At 58.9% G+C, this 16680-nt stretch carries 17 protein-coding genes; 8 read left to right on the top strand and 9 right to left on the bottom strand.

Annotated features, from left to right (window positions below):
* Positions 1 to 121 precede the first annotated feature (121 nt).
* A complete protein-coding gene (gene cysG / locus UN63_RS09435) occupies positions 122 to 1519 on the top strand; it encodes a siroheme synthase CysG (protein ID WP_104486512.1) in 1398 nt (465 codons plus the stop codon).
* Between the two features lie 542 nt (positions 1520 to 2061).
* Here the strand turns inward: cysG and ppa are convergent.
* Positions 2062 to 2592, bottom strand: a complete 531-nt coding sequence (ppa, locus tag UN63_RS09430; RefSeq protein ID WP_104486511.1) for an inorganic diphosphatase — start codon at positions 2590 to 2592, stop codon at positions 2062 to 2064.
* 195 nt (positions 2593 to 2787) lie between these two features.
* Between ppa and mpl the strand changes: the two genes are divergently transcribed.
* The 5 genes from mpl (at position 2788) to UN63_RS09405 (ending at position 7188) form a co-directional block, all read left to right on the top strand.
* Positions 2788 to 4161, top strand: a complete 1374-nt coding sequence (gene mpl / locus UN63_RS09425) for a UDP-N-acetylmuramate:L-alanyl-gamma-D-glutamyl-meso-diaminopimelate ligase (RefSeq protein WP_104486510.1) — start codon at positions 2788 to 2790, stop codon at positions 4159 to 4161.
* Positions 4148 to 4786 (top strand): flavin prenyltransferase UbiX, encoded by a 639-nt coding sequence (locus tag UN63_RS09420; RefSeq protein WP_104486509.1) that lies wholly within the window; start codon positions 4148 to 4150, stop codon positions 4784 to 4786. The genes mpl and UN63_RS09420 overlap by 14 nt, the downstream gene beginning before the upstream one ends.
* A gap of 81 nt (positions 4787 to 4867) precedes the next feature.
* Positions 4868 to 5398 carry a hypoxanthine phosphoribosyltransferase gene (gene hpt / locus UN63_RS09415; RefSeq protein ID WP_104486508.1) on the top strand — a complete coding sequence of 177 codons (531 nt, stop codon included), beginning with the start codon at positions 4868 to 4870 and terminating at the stop codon, positions 5396 to 5398.
* 96 nt (positions 5399 to 5494) lie between these two features.
* The gene (locus UN63_RS09410; RefSeq protein ID WP_104486507.1) at positions 5495 to 6418 is read left to right on the top strand and encodes an ABC transporter ATP-binding protein; all 924 of its coding nucleotides are present in this window, start codon (positions 5495 to 5497) and stop codon (positions 6416 to 6418) included.
* A complete protein-coding gene (locus UN63_RS09405; RefSeq protein ID WP_104486506.1) occupies positions 6415 to 7188 on the top strand; it encodes an ABC transporter permease in 774 nt (257 codons plus the stop codon). Before UN63_RS09410 ends, UN63_RS09405 begins: the two co-directional genes overlap by 4 nt.
* 58 nt (positions 7189 to 7246) lie before the next feature.
* Here UN63_RS09405 and panD read toward each other — a convergent pair whose 3' ends face one another.
* The 7 genes from panD to dksA form a co-directional block, all read right to left on the bottom strand.
* Positions 7247 to 7627: an aspartate 1-decarboxylase gene (panD, locus tag UN63_RS09400; protein WP_104486553.1), complete on the bottom strand. Its 381-nt coding sequence runs from the start codon at positions 7625 to 7627 to the stop codon at positions 7247 to 7249.
* A 109-nt stretch (positions 7628 to 7736) separates the two neighbouring features.
* Positions 7737 to 8585 carry a pantoate--beta-alanine ligase gene (gene panC, locus UN63_RS09395; RefSeq protein ID WP_104486505.1) on the bottom strand — a complete coding sequence of 283 codons (849 nt, stop codon included), beginning with the start codon at positions 8583 to 8585 and terminating at the stop codon, positions 7737 to 7739.
* A gap of 9 nt (positions 8586 to 8594) precedes the next feature.
* A complete protein-coding gene (gene panB / locus UN63_RS09390) occupies positions 8595 to 9389 on the bottom strand; it encodes a 3-methyl-2-oxobutanoate hydroxymethyltransferase (RefSeq protein ID WP_104486504.1) in 795 nt (264 codons plus the stop codon).
* 11 nt (positions 9390 to 9400) lie between these two features.
* Positions 9401 to 9889, bottom strand: coding sequence for a 2-amino-4-hydroxy-6-hydroxymethyldihydropteridine diphosphokinase (folK, locus tag UN63_RS09385; RefSeq protein WP_104486503.1), 489 nt, complete (start codon positions 9887 to 9889; stop codon positions 9401 to 9403).
* A complete protein-coding gene (gene pcnB / locus UN63_RS09380) occupies positions 9886 to 11244 on the bottom strand; it encodes a polynucleotide adenylyltransferase PcnB (RefSeq protein WP_229793560.1) in 1359 nt (452 codons plus the stop codon). Before pcnB ends, folK begins: the two co-directional genes overlap by 4 nt.
* Positions 11245 to 11317: 73 nt before the next feature.
* The gene (gluQRS, locus tag UN63_RS09375) at positions 11318 to 12241 is read right to left on the bottom strand and encodes a tRNA glutamyl-Q(34) synthetase GluQRS (RefSeq protein ID WP_104486501.1); all 924 of its coding nucleotides are present in this window, start codon (positions 12239 to 12241) and stop codon (positions 11318 to 11320) included.
* Positions 12242 to 12256: 15 nt separating this feature from the next.
* Positions 12257 to 12709 (bottom strand): RNA polymerase-binding protein DksA, encoded by a 453-nt coding sequence (gene dksA, locus UN63_RS09370; protein WP_104486500.1) that lies wholly within the window; start codon positions 12707 to 12709, stop codon positions 12257 to 12259.
* 295 nt (positions 12710 to 13004) lie between these two features.
* Here dksA and sfsA point away from each other — a divergent pair, with 295 nt between their 5' ends.
* Positions 13005 to 13754 carry a DNA/RNA nuclease SfsA gene (gene sfsA, locus UN63_RS09365; RefSeq protein WP_104486499.1) on the top strand — a complete coding sequence of 250 codons (750 nt, stop codon included), beginning with the start codon at positions 13005 to 13007 and terminating at the stop codon, positions 13752 to 13754.
* Positions 13755 to 14307: 553 nt separating this feature from the next.
* Here sfsA and thpR read toward each other — a convergent pair.
* Positions 14308 to 14829: an RNA 2',3'-cyclic phosphodiesterase gene (gene thpR, locus UN63_RS09355; protein WP_229793557.1), complete on the bottom strand. Its 522-nt coding sequence runs from the start codon at positions 14827 to 14829 to the stop codon at positions 14308 to 14310.
* A gap of 70 nt (positions 14830 to 14899) precedes the next feature.
* Between thpR and hrpB the strand changes: the two genes are divergently transcribed.
* On the top strand, positions 14900 to 16258 hold the full coding sequence (hrpB, locus tag UN63_RS09350; protein ID WP_244905172.1) for an ATP-dependent helicase HrpB: 1359 nt from the start codon (positions 14900 to 14902) through the stop codon (positions 16256 to 16258).
* The last annotated feature ends 422 nt before the right edge of the window (positions 16259 to 16680 follow it).

Here is a 16680-nt window from a genome sequence, read left to right as displayed (position 1 = left end):
CTCTTCTTGACCTCTCGCTTCCTTAATATCAGTTTGGAATAAAAAGTCATTTTATATTCTTTTGCGAGCTATTCATTTCTGTTTATAGTCGGTCTATCTCAATGAATCAATGGAGCCGGCCATGGAACATCTGCCCCTGTTTATCAAAATCAAGCACCGCCCTTGTCTGGTGGTGGGTGGTGGTGCCGTGGCGGCCCGTAAGGTCCGGGTTCTGCTGGCGCGGGGGGCCCGGGTCACTGTGGTAGCACCCGAGCTTTCTCCCGAGTTGCAGCGGCTGCAGGCGCAGTTTGTCTGGCAGAACGATGTGTTTTCCGAAAGCTACCTCGACGACCAGTTTCTGGTGGTGGCGGCAACCGACAATACCGAAGTCAACGCCCTGGTTTATCAGCTCGCCAATCAGCGTGGACTGCTGGTCAACAAGGCCGACGACAGCAAGCGATCGGCGGTGATCTTTCCTTCTATCGTCGAACGTCTTCCGATACAGGTGGCTTTCAGTACCGGGGGCGATGCACCCTGGCTGGCGCGTCTGTTGCGTGCCCGGCTGGATGCTCTTTTGCCGAAACACTGGGGTCAGCTCAGTCTGGTGGCGGGTAAATTACGGCAAAAGGTCAAGCGGACGCTGGACAGCAGCGATGCGCGGCGCCGGTTCTGGGCCCGGACCCAGGACGATACGACCCTGAATGCCTTTCTGAAACAGGGCAATCTTGCCGCCGCCGAGCTCTGGCTGCAGCAGGAGATACAGAAGCCCCAGACCGGTGAAGTGATACTGGTAGGCTCTGGCCCCGGTGATCCGGACTTGCTGACCATCAAGGCCCTCAATGAATTGCAGAAAGCCGAGGTGGTGCTGTTCGATCAGCTGGTGTCGGAAGAAATACTGGCGCTGATCCGTCCCGAGGCCGAGCTGATTTCGGTGGGCAAGAAAGCCGGTCATCACAGCGTACCCCAGGATCAGATCAATCAGTTGCTGGTGGAGCAGGCGCAGGCAGGCAAGCGGGTGGTGCGACTGAAAGGGGGCGACCCCTTCATGTTCGGTCGTGGTGCCGAAGAGCTGCAGAGCCTGAAGGCTGCGGGCATTCGCTATCAGGTGGTGCCGGGCATCACCGCCGCCGCCGGGGCCACCGCTTATGCGGGCATCCCTCTGACTCACAGGGATCACGCCCAGAGTGCGGTCTTTATCACAGGCCACAGCAAAAAAGACGGCAAGGAGCCGGACTGGGCCTCGCTGGCCCGGGGCCGCCAGACCCTGGTGATCTACATGGGGTTGATGCGCTCGGCCCATATTCAGCAACAGCTGATCGAACACGGCCTGGACGCAGCCACCCCGGTAGCGCTGATCGAGCGTGGTACGACTGTGCATCAGCGAGTGGTGCGTGGTGAGCTCAGGGAGCTGGGCGCTCTGGCGGAGCAAGTCGTCAGCCCCTCCCTGATGGTCATCGGCGAAGTGGCTGCACTGGCCGACTCCCTGGCCTGGTTCAACCCCCAGCCCGAAACCGACATCGGGCAAGAACAATACGCTTGAGAATCATAGATAAGGCGTGAGGAAGTAAGATAAACTGAGTTGCCTCACGCCTCACGCCTCATGCCTCACGCCTCACGCCTCACGCCTCACGCCTCACGTTTCAGTCATTTCTGACTCAGTTGCCCCAGCGGTGACAGCAGCAGTACCGATAACTCACCAGATCTACTTCGGGCAGGCTGAGAAGCAGTGTATTGCGGTTCTTGATTTTATGCTCCTGTACTGCGTTTTTAGTCACCATAGACTTCTATTGTTAACAAGGTTGCGATCATGTTAAAATTAAGGCCTTAACCTTAATTTTAAAGAGGAGCGCCGGATGCACATGCAACAAATCCAGAAAGGTAAACCCAGCATGGGCAGGTTGCTCCTGTTGGTGGGCTATCTCTCAAGCCTGGGGATACTGGCGACCATCATCGCCATCATAGAATAAGCCCCAGGCTGGCCTTATTTAGTCCGCCATATTATCTGTCTGCCACACCCGCCGCGGGCATAAAAAAAGAGCACCGAAGTGCTCTTTTTTGACGTCTTGTCATCAACAGAGGCGATCAGGCCTTGTTGTAACGCTCGGCGGAGCTGAGAATCTCGGCTTCGGCGGCGGCTTTATCGCCCCATCCTTCCAGTTTGACCCACTTGCCTGCTTCCAGCTCTTTGTAACGCTCGAAGAAGTGCTTGATCTGCGCCTTGAGTAGTTCGGGTACATCGTTGATGTCCTGAATATGGTCGTATTCCTTGGTCAGCTTGCTATGCGGAACTGCCAGTATCTTGGCGTCTTCACCGGATTCGTCGGTCATGTTCAGCACGCCAACCGGGCGGCAGCGGATCACGGAGCCATGCACCAGCGGATGCGGGGTGGGTACCAGTACGTCAACCGGGTCGCCGTCCAGAGACAGGGTGTTGTTTACGTAGCCGTAGTTGCAGGGATAGAACATGGGAGTAGACATGAAACGATCGACAAAAATCGCTCCGGTGTCTTTATCTACTTCATATTTGATGGGATCGGCGTTCTGCGGGATCTCGATCACTACATAGATATCTTCGGGCAGGCTTTTTCCGGCCGGTACCTGGTTCAGGCTCATGACGTTTCCTTTAGTGTTGTCTGTGACGGGTTTGATTACCGAGTTTATCACCCACGCCGGGGGACATCTGTTATACAAATGGGTAACGGTTATCAAGGCGCACATTATAACCGCTGTCGCACAGATCACCATACAAGTGCCCAAAGCGACGGCGGATTGTTAGAATGCGCTCAATACAGCAGCCAAGGGCATTTTATGCACATTCATATTCTCGGTATTTGCGGCACTTTCATGGGCGGGCTGGCGGTACTGGCCAAACAGCTGGGCTATCGCGTCACCGGCAGCGACGCCAACGTCTATCCGCCGATGAGTACCCAGCTCGAACGCCAGGGCATCGAACTGATCGAAGGTTATGATCCCGCCCAGCTGGATCCGGCGCCGGATCTGGTGGTGGTGGGCAACGCCATGAGCCGGGGTAATCCCTGCGTGGAGGCGGTGCTGGATCGTCGCATTCCCTATACCTCGGGTCCCCAGTGGCTGCTGGAGCATGTGCTGCAGGATCGCTGGGTGCTGGCGGTGTCCGGCACTCATGGCAAAACCACCACAGCCGGCATGCTGGCCTGGATTCTGGAAGACTGCGGCCTTGCGCCCGGCTTTCTGATAGGTGGTGTGCCCGGCAACTTCGAGGTGTCCGCCCGTCTGGGCGAGGCACCCTTCTTCGTGATCGAGGCCGACGAATACGACAGCGCCTTCTTCGACAAGCGATCCAAATTCGTGCACTACCGGCCCAGCACTCTGATCCTCAATAATCTCGAGTTTGATCATGCAGACATCTTCGACGATCTGGCGGCTATCCAGCGGCAGTTTCATCATCTGCTGCGGATGGTGCCGGGCCACGGCCGAGTGCTGGTGCCGACCCGGACGCCGGCGCTGGACCAGGTGCTGGCCATGGGCTGTTGGAGTGAGGTGGAATATCTGGGCGAAGACGGTCTGTGGCAGGCCGAGCCCTTGCAAGCCGATGGCGGCCACTTTGCCGTCTTGCTCGACGGCAAACCGGTCGGCGAAGTGCACTGGGGCTGTATCGGCTTGCATAACGTGCACAACGGCCTGATGGCGCTGGCCGCCGCGCGTCATGTGGGTGTGCCGGTGGCGGAAGCCATAAAGTCGCTGTGCCTCTTCGTGTCGCCGAAGCGGCGCATGGAGCTGAAAGGCGAGGTGGCCGGCATTCGGGTATGGGACGACTTTGCCCATCATCCCACCGCCATCGAATGGACCCTGGCCGGGCTCAAGGCTCAGGTGAAGGCTCAAGAAGGTGGCCGGGTACTGGCGGTGCTGGAGCCGCGATCCAACACCATGAAGATGGGCGTGCACCAGCAGCCCCTGGCGGACTCCCTGCAATTGGCGGATCAGACCTATCTGTTCCGGCCCCCGGGCCTGAACTGGGATTTGACGGCGGTGGCCGAACTCTGCCCTCAAGGCCGGGTGTTTGAGGAGTTGGACGCGCTGATCGCGGCCCTGATCGAGGCGGCACAGCCGGGCGATCAGATCCTGGTGATGAGTAACGGCGGCTTCGGCGGCATTCACGACCGCCTACTGCAGGCGCTGGAGGCGGCTCATGTCTGTGCATAAGTACCCGCGGCATCGACAGATCACCCTGGCCTTGTCCGGCGCGTCCGGCGCTCCCTATGCGCTGGCACTGCTGGGGCGCCTGCTGGCCGCCGGCATGCAGGTGCACCTTTTGGTGTCCAGCGCCGCGCGGGTGGTGTTGGCTACCGAAGAGGGCGAGCAGTGGCCGGGCAAACCGGAAGCGCTGGCGGCCCTGCTGACCGAACGCTATCAGGCGGCCCCGGAGCAGCTTCTGGTCTACGGCAAGGAAGAGTGGTTTTCACCGGTGGCCTCGGGCTCGGGCGCGCCGCGGCGCATGGTGATCTGCCCCTGCTCCATGGGCACTGTGGCATCCATCGCCATGGGATCGTCGGATAACCTGATCGAGCGTGCCGCCGATGTGGTGATCAAGGAAAAGGGTCAGTTGATCCTGGTGCCACGAGAGTCGCCATTCTCGGCGCTGCATCTGGAAAATCTGCTCAAGCTGGCGCGGCTGGGTGTGACCATAATGCCGGCGTCGCCGGGATTTTATCATCAGCCGCGCACCATAGCTGATCTGGTCGACTTCATGGTGGCGCGCATTCTGGATCATCTCGAGGTGGATCAGGATCTGGTGCCGCGGTGGGGCTATGGCGGGTCGGAAAGCTGACCCGGTATGCAGATAAGCGAGAATTCCGCTAGAATACCGCTTTAATCACAGTCGGGCATTTCAGGCCCAGCGGAGCTAAAAATGAAACACAGAGTAGACGTCCTGATCAGCACCGAGGAAGTTAACGCCAGGATCCAGGTCCTGGGCGAGCAGATCAACGCCCATTATAAGGGAGTTGATGAGTTGGTGATGGTTGGGCTACTGCGTGGCTCCTGTGTGTTTATGGCCGATTTGTGTCGCCAGCTTACCCTGCCGGTGCGGCTCGATTTCATGACCGCCTCCAGCTACGGCAGCAGCATGGAAAGTAACCGCGACGTGCGGATCCTCAAGGATCTGGACGACGAGATCCACGGCAAGCACGTGTTGATCGTCGAAGACATCATCGACACCGGCTACACCCTGAGCAAGGTCAAGGAGATACTGTCGCTGCGCAACCCGGCCTCGCTGACCATCTGCTCGCTGCTCGACAAACCCAACCGCCGCGAAGTACAGGTGCCGGTAGACTGGATCGGCTTTACTATTCCCGACGAATTCGTGGTCGGCTACGGCATCGATTATGCCCAGTTGTATCGCAACCTGCCTTATATCGGTAAGGTGATACCGCTCGATTAAGAATTTTTTGCTTATACGCCAAGTCTGCCTGGGAATGGGGCGACGGGTTCTTGCCCGTTACCTGCCCCGGGTATTTTTTATTCTATGGAGCCAATAATGACCAAAGCACTGGAGATTGATGGCCTGCGCAAGACCTACGCCGGTGGCGTAGAAGCCTTGAAGGGCATAGATCTAACAGTCAACAAGGGCGATTTTTATGCCTTACTCGGCCCCAACGGGGCGGGAAAATCCACCACCATCGGTATTATTTCCTCTCTGGTGAACAAGACGGCCGGCAAGGTAAAAGTCTTCGGTTACGATATCGATACTCACCTGAATCAGGCAAAGACCCAGATTGGTCTGGTGCCCCAGGAGTTCAACTTCAACCAGTTTGAAAAAGTCGGCCAGATAGTCGTTAACCAGGCCGGCCTGTACGGGGTTGAGCGTCAGGAAGCCAAGACTCGCGCCGAACGTTACCTGAAACAGCTGGATCTGTGGGACAAGCGAGATGTGCCCGCCCGCACCCTGTCCGGCGGCATGAAGCGACGACTGATGATAGCCCGGGCTCTGATGCACGAGCCCAAGTTGTTGATTCTTGATGAGCCTACCGCTGGGGTCGATATCGAAATTCGCCGGGCCATGTGGGATTTTCTCAAGGATATCAACGAACAGGGCATTACCATTATCCTGACCACCCACTACCTGGAAGAAGCGGAGATGCTGTGCCGGAATATCGGCATCATCGACAAGGGGCGGTTGGTCGAGAACACCAGCATGAAGGGGTTACTCGGCAAGCTCAACGTGGAAACCTTTATTCTGGATCTGGCTACCGACAGTCGGGAACCCTTTCTGTCCGGTTTCAACTGGCAGTTGCTGGACGATCACACCCTGGAAGTGGAAGTGAAGAAAGAGCAGGGGCTGAACGGCGTCTTTGCCCAGCTCAACGAGCAGGGGATTCGGGTGCTGAGTATGCGTAACAAGGCCAACCGGCTGGAAGAACTATTCGTCACGCTGGTGGAGCAGGGGAGAACGACGGCATGAGCGGAAAAAATTATTACGTTGCCTTCAACAGCATCTTGCACCGGGAAATCGTACGCTTTACCCGGATTTGGGTACAGACCCTGGTGCCGCCGGCCATTACCATGACCCTGTATTTCGTGATTTTCGGCAACCTCATCGGCAGCCGTATCGGCGATATGGGCGGTTATTCCTATATGGCCTTCATAGTGCCGGGCCTGATCATGATGTCTGTGATCACCAACTCGTACTCGAACGTGGCCTCGTCGTTTTTCAGCAGCAAGTTCCAGCGCAACGTGGAAGAATTGCTGGTGGCGCCGGTACCGACCTATGTGATTATTGCCGGCTATGTGGGCGGCGGCGTGGTACGGGGCCTGCTGGTGGGCTTGATCGTCAGCCTGGTGTCGTTGTTTTTTGTCGACTTACAGATAAGCCACCTGTTCAGCGTGATCTTTACCGTGTTTCTGACTTCGGTGCTGTTTTCGCTGGCGGGCCTGCTCAACGCCATCTTTGCCCGCAGCTTCGACGATATCAGCATCATTCCGACCTTTGTGCTGACGCCGCTGACTTATCTGGGCGGGGTGTTCTACTCCATCAATTTGTTACCCGAGTTCTGGCAGGCAGTTTCTCATGCCAATCCGGTACTCTATATGGTGAATGCCTTCCGCTATGGTTTTCTCGGTATCTCCGACGTGCCGCTGACCATCGCCTACGGCATTATCATCGGCGTTATCGCCCTGTTCTACGGGCTGGCCTGGTATCTAATTCACACCGGGCGCGGATTACGCTCCTGAATGCAAAAGGCAGCCAACTGGCTGCCTTTTGCATATAACCTGCGGGGAATGGTAGCGATCAGGCCAGCTGCAGGGGGATGTTCTTGCTGGTGCGTACTATGTTGTTGTCCGCATCCAGATACACCAGGTTGGGATCGTAGCTTTCGATTTGCAGCTCGCTCATCGGTGCATAGGCGCAGATGATGATGCGGTCGCCCACGGCGGCCTTGCGGGCGGCGGCGCCGTTCAGCGAAATCATCTTCGAGCCACGTTCGCCGGAAATGGCGTAGGTGTGGAAGCGCTCACCGTTTTCGATGTTGTAGATATCGATCTGCTCGTATTCGCGGATGTTGACCGCGTCCAGCAGATCCTGATCGATGGCGCAGGAGCCTTCGTAGTTCAGCTCGGCGTGGGTGACCCGGGCCTGGTGCAGCTTGCCTCTGAGCATAATGCGTTGCATGTCCATCTTTACCTTGTCTCCATTTTTACTACTGCCTCAAGGGCTTACTGGTTCAGTGCCGGCACACAGAAGAGGAATCAGGCTCCTTCTCCTTGGCGACAGCTGAGTGTCACTTCAGGGGCACGACTTTATTGTCTATCAGTCGGGCCTTGCCGAGAAAGGCGGCCATCAGGATGACGACTGCCCGACTCTGCGCTGTTAACGGCAACAGGATGTCCGCATCGACGATATCGATGCCGTCGGTACGAAAGCCGGCGTCGTTCAGCCGGGCACTGCCTTCTGCTGCCAGCCGTTCAATATCCCGCTCGCCGTCGGCCATGCGACTGGCCAGCCAGTTCATGGTGGCGGCAAGCTCGGGGGCCTGAGCGCGTTCGGCGTCGGTCAGATAACCATTGCGGGAACTCAGCGCCAGGCCGTCTTCGGCGCGTACAGTGGGCACGCCGAGGATCTCGACCGGCATGTTCAAATCGGCGGTCATTTTACGGATTAGCGCCAGCTGCTGGTAGTCTTTTTCGCCGAAGCAGGCCAGATCCGGTTGCACCAGGTTGAACAGCTTGCACACGACGGTACTGACGCCGTCGAAGTGACCCGGACGCAGGGCGCCTTCCAGCACCTCGGCGATGCCGGGCACCACGACCCGGGTTTGCTGCTGCTGGCCATCGGGGTACATCAGCGCCGGCGTGGGCGTAAAGACGATATCCGCCAGTTCACCCAGCCGCTCGCAGTCCTGCTCCAGGGTGCGTGGATAGGCTTCGAGATCGGCGGCCCGGTCAAACTGCATCGGATTGACGAAGATGCTGACTACTACGCGATCGCAGAGGGTCCTGGCCTGCTTGACCAGTTCCAGGTGCCCCGGGTGCAGGTTGCCCATGGTGGGTACGAAGCCGATACGCTCGCCGTGGCGGCGCCAGCCGTTGATGACGGCTCTTAATTCGTCCGGGGTGCTGACCAGCTGCATTGTCTGTCCTCAGTTAAAACTGTGTTCCGGGCCAGGGAAACGGCCCTCGGTCACGTCGGCTACATAGGCTTCGATGGCGGCCTTGACGTTGCCGTTGTCGGCCAGGAAGTTCTTGGTGAATCTGGGCACATAGCCGGTAGTGAGCCCCAGGGCGTCCTGCATCACCAGCACCTGACCGTCGGTATTGGCACCGGCGCCGATACCGATCACCGGAATGCTCAGCATCTGACTGATATCGGTGGCAAGCTGGCTTGGCACGCATTCCAGCACCAGCAGCTGAATGCCGGCGGCTTCCAGCGCTCTGGCATGGCGTTTGATTTGCTCGGCCTGCTCGGTCTCACGGCCCTGTAGCTTGAAGCCGCCGAACACGTGTACCGACTGCGGCGTCAGGCCCAGATGACCGCACACCGGAATGCCCTGACGGGTCAGCTGGGTGACGCTCTCGGCCAGCCAGTCGCCGCCTTCCAGCTTGACCATGTGGGCACCGGCGCGCATCAGGGCGGCGGCGCTGGCACAGGCCTGCTCTGGATTGCTGTAACTCATAAACGGCATATCGGCGACGATAAGCGACTTTTCACAGCCGTTGGCCACAGATTTTGTGTGGTAGGCGATATCCTCGACCGTCACCTTGAGGGTGCTGTCCTCGCCCTGCAGTACCATGCCGAGAGAGTCGCCGATCAGAATAGCATGCACGCCGGCTTGTTCGAATAGTGTGGCAAAGGTGGCATCATAGGCGGTGATCATGGCGATTTTCTGCCGGGCCTGTTTCATCGCCAGCAGGCGTGCCGTGGTGATTTTACTCATGAGTGATTCCTTTACTGCGGAGGCAGTCGGGTCATGCTATTGGCCGGGCACTGTTGCAACAGCTGGGCCAGGGGAGTACCGCAAGGCAGTGTCAGGCCAGAAGCCAGATCTGCCAGCGGGTAAAGCACAAATTCCCGTTGCTTCATGCCATAGTGGGGGACCGTCAACCGTTCATCTTCTATGTGGCGTTCGCCATAGAGCAGCATGTCCAGATCCAGGGTGCGAGGTCCCCATCGTTCTTCCTTGCGTACCCGGCCGTGTGCCTGCTCTATGCGTTGTAACGCATCCAGCAGGTCATGTGGCTCGAGCCGGGTATCAAACATCGATACCCCGTTGATATAGGGCGGCTGATCTGCCGGCCCCATGGGCAGACTTTGATACAGCGGCGAATGCTGAAGGCTGCCCGCTGTGGCCAGCGAGGCCAGGGCGAGCTGAGCCGCCCTGATTTGTGCCAGCGGCTCGCCAAGGTTGGCACCGAGGGCGACAAATACGGTGGTCATGCGTCTTTTTTCCGACGCGGACGACGACGTGGCCGTTTGCGTGGCTTGCGTGGTTCGGACTCGTTAGCCGCATGGGCGGGAGCTTCCTGCGCACCCCGGGCCGGCTGTTGCCGTTCGACCGGGTTGGCGACCTGAAAATCGGTCCACCATTCGGCTAGCTCCTTCAGGCGCGGGTCCAGTTCGGCACGCAGCAGCAAAAAGTCGTAGCCGGCGCGGAACTTGGGATGCTCGAGCAGGCGGTGCGGCCGCTTACCGCTGCGCTTGGTGAGACGATCCTGCAGCTGCCAGATATCGCGTACCACAGAGCTGAAACGACGAGGAATAGCGACGGTTTTCACCTGGCGACCCAGCACATCATCGGTGGCCAGCATAAAGGCGTCGTAATGGTTCAGGCCGCCTTCATTCATGAAGGCCTGGGTGCGGGTTTCTACCGGACCCCACAGAAGGGCGGCGTACAAGAAGGCGGGGGTAACCCGCATATCCTGGGCGATACGCTCGTCAGTGTTGGTCAGCGCCAGCTCGATGAAGCGACCGTAGCGATTCTTGCCCGCGCCCATGACCTCGGCAGCTTCCGGAAATAACGGCGCAAAGAGGCCGTATTGCTGCAACTGGCGATAGGTTTCCAGTCCGTGACCGGCAAGAAACAGCTTGAGTGTTTCTTCGAACAGTCGGGCGGCGGGTATATCGGCCAGCAGCGGCGCCAGGCTGTGAATGGGCGCTTCGGTGCGGGGGCTGATGGTCAGACCGAGCTTGGCGGAAAAACGTACCGCCCGGATCATGCGCACCGGATCTTCCCGATAGCGGGTTTCCGGGTCGCCGATCAGTTCCAGACGACGCGCTTCCAGATCCTTGATTCCATTGGCAAAACCGACCACGCTGAAGTCGGCAATATTGTAATAGAGGGCGTTAACGGTAAAGTCGCGGCGCTCCGCGTCTTCTTCGATGGTGCCGTAGACGTTGTCGCGCAGCAACATGCCTTCGGAAGACTGGGACGAGACGTTCTTGTTGGTATTAACCTGATGGTGATGGCCGCGGAAGGTGGCCACCTCGATCACATCGCGACCAAACAGCACGTGGGCCAGGCGAAAACGGCGACCAACCAGACGGCAGTTGCTGAAAAGCTGCTTTATCTGGTCAGGGGTGGCGTTGGTGGAGACATCAAAGTCCTTGGGCAATCTGCCCAGCAGCAAGTCACGCACACCACCACCGACCAGGTAGGCATCGAAGCCCGCCTTGTTCAGGCGATACAGTACTTTGAGGGCGTTTTCACTGATCTGTCGGCGCGAAATACCATGTTGGGCGCGCTCTAGAACCACGGGTTGCAATGGCAACGCCTCCTGTTGTCGGGTAAGCAGCTTTCTACAAAAGCCAGCAATCTGGGAAAAAATAGGACACCTCGCAAGGCCTTAAGCTAAAAAAATCGGCGCACTATAATAGCGCAGGGCGCTGAAAATGCGAACTGTCTGCGCACTTCAGCTCGATATTTGGTCTGCTGGCCACTCGATCCAGGCGCCAGTGACGGCAAGCCCAGAGCAGTAGTTCGGCAGCACCGGCACCAAAAAGTGCCGGCGGGGGTTCTTGTCCGAGAAAATCCAGCGCGTGCCAGAGCGTCTTGCCCGGCTGCTGGTCATCCAGTGCCGGAGCGTGATTCTGCTTGGACAGTTTATGGCCTGAATACAGAGCCAGCGGCAGATGCAGCCAACCGGGCTCCGGTGCATTCAACATCCGGTAAAGTGCAATCTGGCGTACCGTGGGGTCGAGCAGGTCGGCACCCCGTACCACCTCGGTAATACCAGTCTCGGCATCGTCGACCACCACCGCCAGATTATAGGCGTAGAGCCCGTCGCGACGACGCACGATAAAGTCTTCTTCGGCCAGCGCGACGGGCACTGTGATGACCCCCTGCAGCCGGTCATGAAAGCCGTAAACCGGCTGGTCCATAACCAGTCTGATGGCCGCGTTTTCGGCCGGCAGAGCAAGATCACGACAATGGCCGTTATAAAAGCCGCCGGTGGCGCTTACCATCTTGCGGGTACAGTGGCAGTGATAGGTCAACCCTCGTCGGGCCCAGTCGTCCAGCACGGCCCGGTACACCTCGAGTCGTTGACTCTGATACACGACGGAATCGTCCCAGTGCAGACCAAAGGAGTCCAGGGTGCGCAATATGGCATCGGCCGCCCCGGGAACCTCCCGCGGCGGATCCAGGTCTTCGATACGCAGCAACCATTGACCCTGATGACTTCTGGCTTGCAGATAGCTGCCGAGGGCGGCTATCAGAGAGCCGAAGTGAAGGGGGCCGCTGGGCGAGGGGGCAAAGCGCCCAATGTAGCAGTTGGGCGCGGTCTTGTTCATGTTGGCAGGGACGGTTTAGTAACCGGCCATCTGTTTTTCCTTGATCTCGGCCAGGGTCTTGCAGTCGATGCACAGATCGGCGGTGGGGCGTGCTTCCAGTCGGCGAATGCCGATTTCCACGCCGCAGTGCTCGCAATAGCCGAAGTCGTCTTCTTCGATTTTCTGCATGGTTTTTTCGATCTTCTTGATCAGCTTGCGCTCCCGATCCCGGGCACGCAGTTCAAGCGCGAATTCTTCTTCCTGAGCGGCTCTGTCCACCGGATCGGGGAAGTTGGCTGCTTCGTCTTTCATGTAGCCCATGGTGCGATCCACTTCTTCGCGCAACTGATTGCGCCAGGCACCCAGAATTTTGCGAAAGTGCGTTTTTTGCGCATCGTTCATGTATTCTTCGTCGGGCTTCGCCTGGTAGGGCTCAACACCGGCAATGGCCAGAATACCGAGAGATTTTTTGGTTTCGACTGCTGGCATTCCGTATCTCCTAAAAAGCAATATTGCGCCAACCAATGTTAAGAAGCGGCTATCTATAGCAGAAAGCATATTGGCAAGGCAATTTTGCATTGCTGTTTCTGCGAAAATCGACCCTTAAATACGACCATAACCACTTTTTTCTGAAATTACTCTGGTTGAGTGGCCCGGGTCGTAAAGAGCGGCAGCTTCTTGGTGAGCCCTCCATATGGGGATGAGGAACAGTATTTTCAAGAGTAGAGTCGGGGCTGTGATAAAGATTACTATCAAACTCTATTCATGAACTATAGGTACAATCGTGCAGTTTTCCTCTTCTTTGTGCCGAGGGCAGTTGATCCGGCGCTACAAGCGCTTTCTGGCCGACGTCATCCATCAGGACTCTTCGCCAGAGGCTCCGCTGACCATTCATTGCCCCAATACTGGCAAAATGACCGGCTGTGCCGAGCCGGGCTGGACGGTGTACTTCTCTACATCAGACAACCAAAAACGCAAATATGCTCATACTTGGGAGCTGGTCGAAAACCAGCGCGGTGATTTCATCTGTGTCAATACCGCCCGGGCCAACCTGCTGGTGGGTGAAGCGCTGGAGCAGAAGCGAATTCCACAGCTGGCGCAATATGGCGATATCAGGGCCGAGGTCCGCTACGGCAACGAGGGCAGCCGCATCGACTTTTTGCTGAGCGGCGGCGTTGAGCCGGTCTGTTATGTGGAGGTCAAGAGCGTGACCCTGTTGGATGAGAGTGAGGGAGAGATGACCGGTCAGGGCTATTTTCCGGATACCGAGAGTCTCAGGGCGCAGAAGCATGTGCGGGAGCTGATCGACTGCGTTAATAACGGGCACAGGGCGGTACTGCTGTTCTGTGTGCTGCATACCGGCATCGAGCGCGTCAGTCCGGCTAGTCATTTGGATTCGGCCTATGGCGCCCTGGTGGCCGAGGCGCTGGCGGCGGGGGTGGAATGTCTGGCTTGGCGGGCCGACATCAGCCCCGGCGGCATGCAGTTGGTACAGGCGCTGCCGTTTGACATGCATGTGAATAATGGGGCGTGAGGCGGCCCCCTGGAAGCAGGTTTTTGCCTATTATGGCAGCATGAAATCGGGCAAAGGGCACCACTCCGCCGACACGCCGTATGACATGACACTCGCTGTTTCAGCCTGCTGCGAATATTCACTGGATATTCGGTCAGGCTGAAACGGCTCGTCACGGCGAGCAAGCTCGCCCCCTTGAGGCTCAACCGCGGCATCTTTGGCGCGGCCGGGAAATGCTCCTGCCGTCCCAGCATTCCCGCCATCCATGTCGGTCAGATGGTCTGCTGAGCGGACACCCTTTACCCTCATCAGGGCAACGGAGTCGCCTGATAACACTTCCCACAGACAGCTCCGGGTCATGCAAGAGGCAACAGGGATTGCCTCAGCCGACCGTCACATGACAGGGATGTTATGTGCTGAGCGTTACATGGACGTACTTGAAGCGTGTCGGGTGAGGGTAACCCTGCTGCCTCTTTGTTCAGCAAGTGGATTTGTGACAAGGAGGCAGGTTTTCAGCTTTCAGAGAAAGCCGGTTCCAAACTTCGTCCCTTTTAACCGGTAGCTGATTGCCATCTCAGTTAAAGCTATCTGTCAGCGGCCAGGATTGCAGAATATGGTAGTTGGGACCTTGCTCGCTCAAGGTGGAGCTGTAGAGGCACAGCCGCGAGGGACGATAGCGGATGGGGGTGATCGGCGGCAACTCCTGGGTGCTGTCATGGCGGAACAGGGTAATATGCGGCCGAAAGGCTCTGTGAGGCGGCCCCAGCTTAAGGGCGGCACAACGTGCGGCCAGTTCATCGGATAGCGTAGAGAGGGCGAAGGGAACCCGAGAAGGGCCTATCCAGACCACCTTGGCTCGGGGAAAGCTGCCGAGCCGATCCAGTTCCAGCGTGAAGGCAGGTAGCCGCATCTTCGGTAGCTGTTTCAACAAGGAGCCGGACTGTACCGGCGTGAGTGGCCCGAGAAAGCGTAGCGTCAGGTGAAACTGGCTGGCCGGTATTCGTCGCCCGGCCAGGGCCAGACGGTCCTGCAACCGGCTCAGAGCCGGGGCCTGGTCGTCGGCGGGAAAGGCCAGAAACAACCGCGATGTATCCATGTTCAATACCGTAGTCCTTTTCCGGGGCTTTTGGCACAATATAGTCGTTTTCGATCAGTCAGGTAATCACGTGAATCAGCTTCCCATCGTCGAGGCCCTGCCCCGGTTACAGCAGGCGCTAACGGCGTCCCAGATCATCATCGAAGCGCCACCCGGCGCCGGTAAATCCACCTGGCTGCCATTATGGCTGCTGGAGCAGGCCGAGATCCGGGGCCGTATCATCATGCTGGAGCCCCGGCGGCTGGCGGCGCGCACCATCGCCCAGTATCTGGCGACGCAGCTGGGTGAAACGCCGGGTGGCCGCATCGGCTATCGCATGCGCGGTGAAAGCCGGGTCGGCAAAGACACCCGGCTGGAAGTGGTCACCGAGGGGGTGCTGACGCGTATGCTGCAGGCCGATCCGGAGCTGGACGGCGTCGGGCTGCTGATATTCGATGAATTTCACGAACGCAGCCTGCAGGCAGACTTGGCGCTGGCCTTCGCCCTGGAATGTCAGGCGCTGCGTGAAGACCTCAAAATCATGGTGATGTCCGCGACCCTGGAGGGGCTGGCGCTCGACAGCCTGCTGCCCGATGCGGCCGTGGTGCAGAGCGCCGGGCGTAGTTTTCCGGTGACGCTGGAATATCAGCCCCGTAATCAGCACAGCCGGCTGGATGAAGCCATGGGCCGGGCCATACTGGCGGCGCTGGATCATTTTGATGGCAGCGTACTGGCCTTTCTGCCCGGTGAGCGGGAAATCCGCGGCACTCAGGATTGGCTGAACGGCAAAACAGGCTCGGAGGTTGAGCTCAGGCCGCTTTATGGCCGGTTGACGCTGGCCGAACAGCAGGCGGCCATTGCTCCCGCCGGACCCGGGCGGCGAAAAGTGGTGCTGGCCACCAATGTGGCAGAAACCTCGCTTACCATCGACGGCATCAGCATAGTGGTGGACTCGGGACTGGAGCGACAGTCACAGTTCGAGCCCCAGTCAGGCATTACCCGGCTGCACAGCCGACAGATTAGCCAGGCCTCGGCCACCCAGCGGGCCGGTCGGGCCGGGCGCTTGCAGCCCGGCGCCTGTCTGCGGCTATGGAGTCAGGAGCAACAGGAGCGGCTGGCGGCCCGGCGCCCGGCGGAAATCGAACAGAGTGACCTGGCAAGCTTCTTGCTGGAATGCGCCGCCTGGGGCGCCGAGCCCGAGCAGCTGCCCTTGCTGACGCCGCCACCCTCCCCCCTGCTGGCGGCGGCCCGCAACCAGCTCGCAAGCCTGGGCTTACTGACGGGGGCTCAGCTCACCCCGCTCGGGCGACAGGTCTGGCAACTGGGCACAGAGCCCTGGCTGGGGCAGTTGCTGTTGACGGCGAAAGACTGGCAACGGCAGGGCCGGGCTGGGGCCTTGGCCGATGCGGCCTATCTGGTGGCCCTGCGTGGAGGAAGGCCGCTGGGATAATGGCCCCTTGTCGGGACAGCTATTGGCGCGTCAGGGACGGCTGAAACCGGCGGCCCGGCGTTGGTTCAAACGGCTGAAACAGGACGAAAGTGCGCCGGCCCGGGTACCGTACCCCGTTAGTTCGTTGGGGGCCCCCTTTTCGGACGTAGGGACCCGAACCCGGACCCCAACGAACCTTACCGGTAAATTCCGGGTTTGGGCCCTTGGCCCCGTAGTCGGTCCGGACCGGTCGGTAGGACGACCGGACGTACGTCCGGGGGTCCGTTAGGGTTTTCCCCGGGGTTGGGACCCGTCGTAGGGTAAGTACTACGAACCGTCCCCGGTAACCTTCCAAGGGGCCAACGACCCGGCCCGGTCGTGGTACGGTCGAAAAGCCCGATGGGCCGGTCGATATGGCGGCGCTGGGGGCGGGGGCGATCGCG

This window comes from Oceanisphaera arctica, assembly GCF_002936955.1.
GTDB lineage: Bacteria > Pseudomonadota > Gammaproteobacteria > Enterobacterales > Aeromonadaceae > Oceanimonas > Oceanimonas arctica.
The sequence above is the reverse complement of the archived record's forward strand: the minus strand, read 5'-3'. Positions and strand labels throughout refer to the sequence as shown.

Excerpts from the sequence above, each read along its gene's own strand:
- cysG (WP_104486512.1), top strand. The coding sequence starts at position 122 with ATGGAACATCTGCCCCTGTTTATCAAAATCAAGCACCGCCCTTGTCTG.
- UN63_RS09420 (WP_104486509.1), top strand. The coding sequence starts at position 4,148 with ATGTCTGTGCATAAGTACCCGCGGCATCGACAGATCACCCTGGCCTTG.
- dksA (WP_104486500.1), bottom strand. The coding sequence starts at position 12,709 with ATGCCAGCAGTCGAAACCAAAAAATCTCTCGGTATTCTGGCCATTGCC.
- gluQRS (WP_104486501.1), bottom strand. The coding sequence starts at position 12,241 with ATGAACAAGACCGCGCCCAACTGCTACATTGGGCGCTTTGCCCCCTCG.
- panC (WP_104486505.1), bottom strand. The coding sequence starts at position 8,585 with ATGCAGCTGGTCAGCACCCCGGACGAATTAAGAGCCGTCATCAACGGC.
- UN63_RS09405 (WP_104486506.1), top strand. The coding sequence starts at position 6,415 with ATGAGCGGAAAAAATTATTACGTTGCCTTCAACAGCATCTTGCACCGG.
- panD (WP_104486553.1), bottom strand. The coding sequence starts at position 7,627 with ATGCAACGCATTATGCTCAGAGGCAAGCTGCACCAGGCCCGGGTCACC.
- folK (WP_104486503.1), bottom strand. The coding sequence starts at position 9,889 with ATGACCACCGTATTTGTCGCCCTCGGTGCCAACCTTGGCGAGCCGCTG.
- hpt (WP_104486508.1), top strand. The coding sequence starts at position 4,868 with ATGAAACACAGAGTAGACGTCCTGATCAGCACCGAGGAAGTTAACGCC.
- UN63_RS09410 (WP_104486507.1), top strand. The coding sequence starts at position 5,495 with ATGACCAAAGCACTGGAGATTGATGGCCTGCGCAAGACCTACGCCGGT.
- thpR (WP_229793557.1), bottom strand. The coding sequence starts at position 14,829 with ATGGATACATCGCGGTTGTTTCTGGCCTTTCCCGCCGACGACCAGGCC.
- ppa (WP_104486511.1), bottom strand. The coding sequence starts at position 2,592 with ATGAGCCTGAACCAGGTACCGGCCGGAAAAAGCCTGCCCGAAGATATC.
- mpl (WP_104486510.1), top strand. The coding sequence starts at position 2,788 with ATGCACATTCATATTCTCGGTATTTGCGGCACTTTCATGGGCGGGCTG.
- panB (WP_104486504.1), bottom strand. The coding sequence starts at position 9,389 with ATGAGTAAAATCACCACGGCACGCCTGCTGGCGATGAAACAGGCCCGG.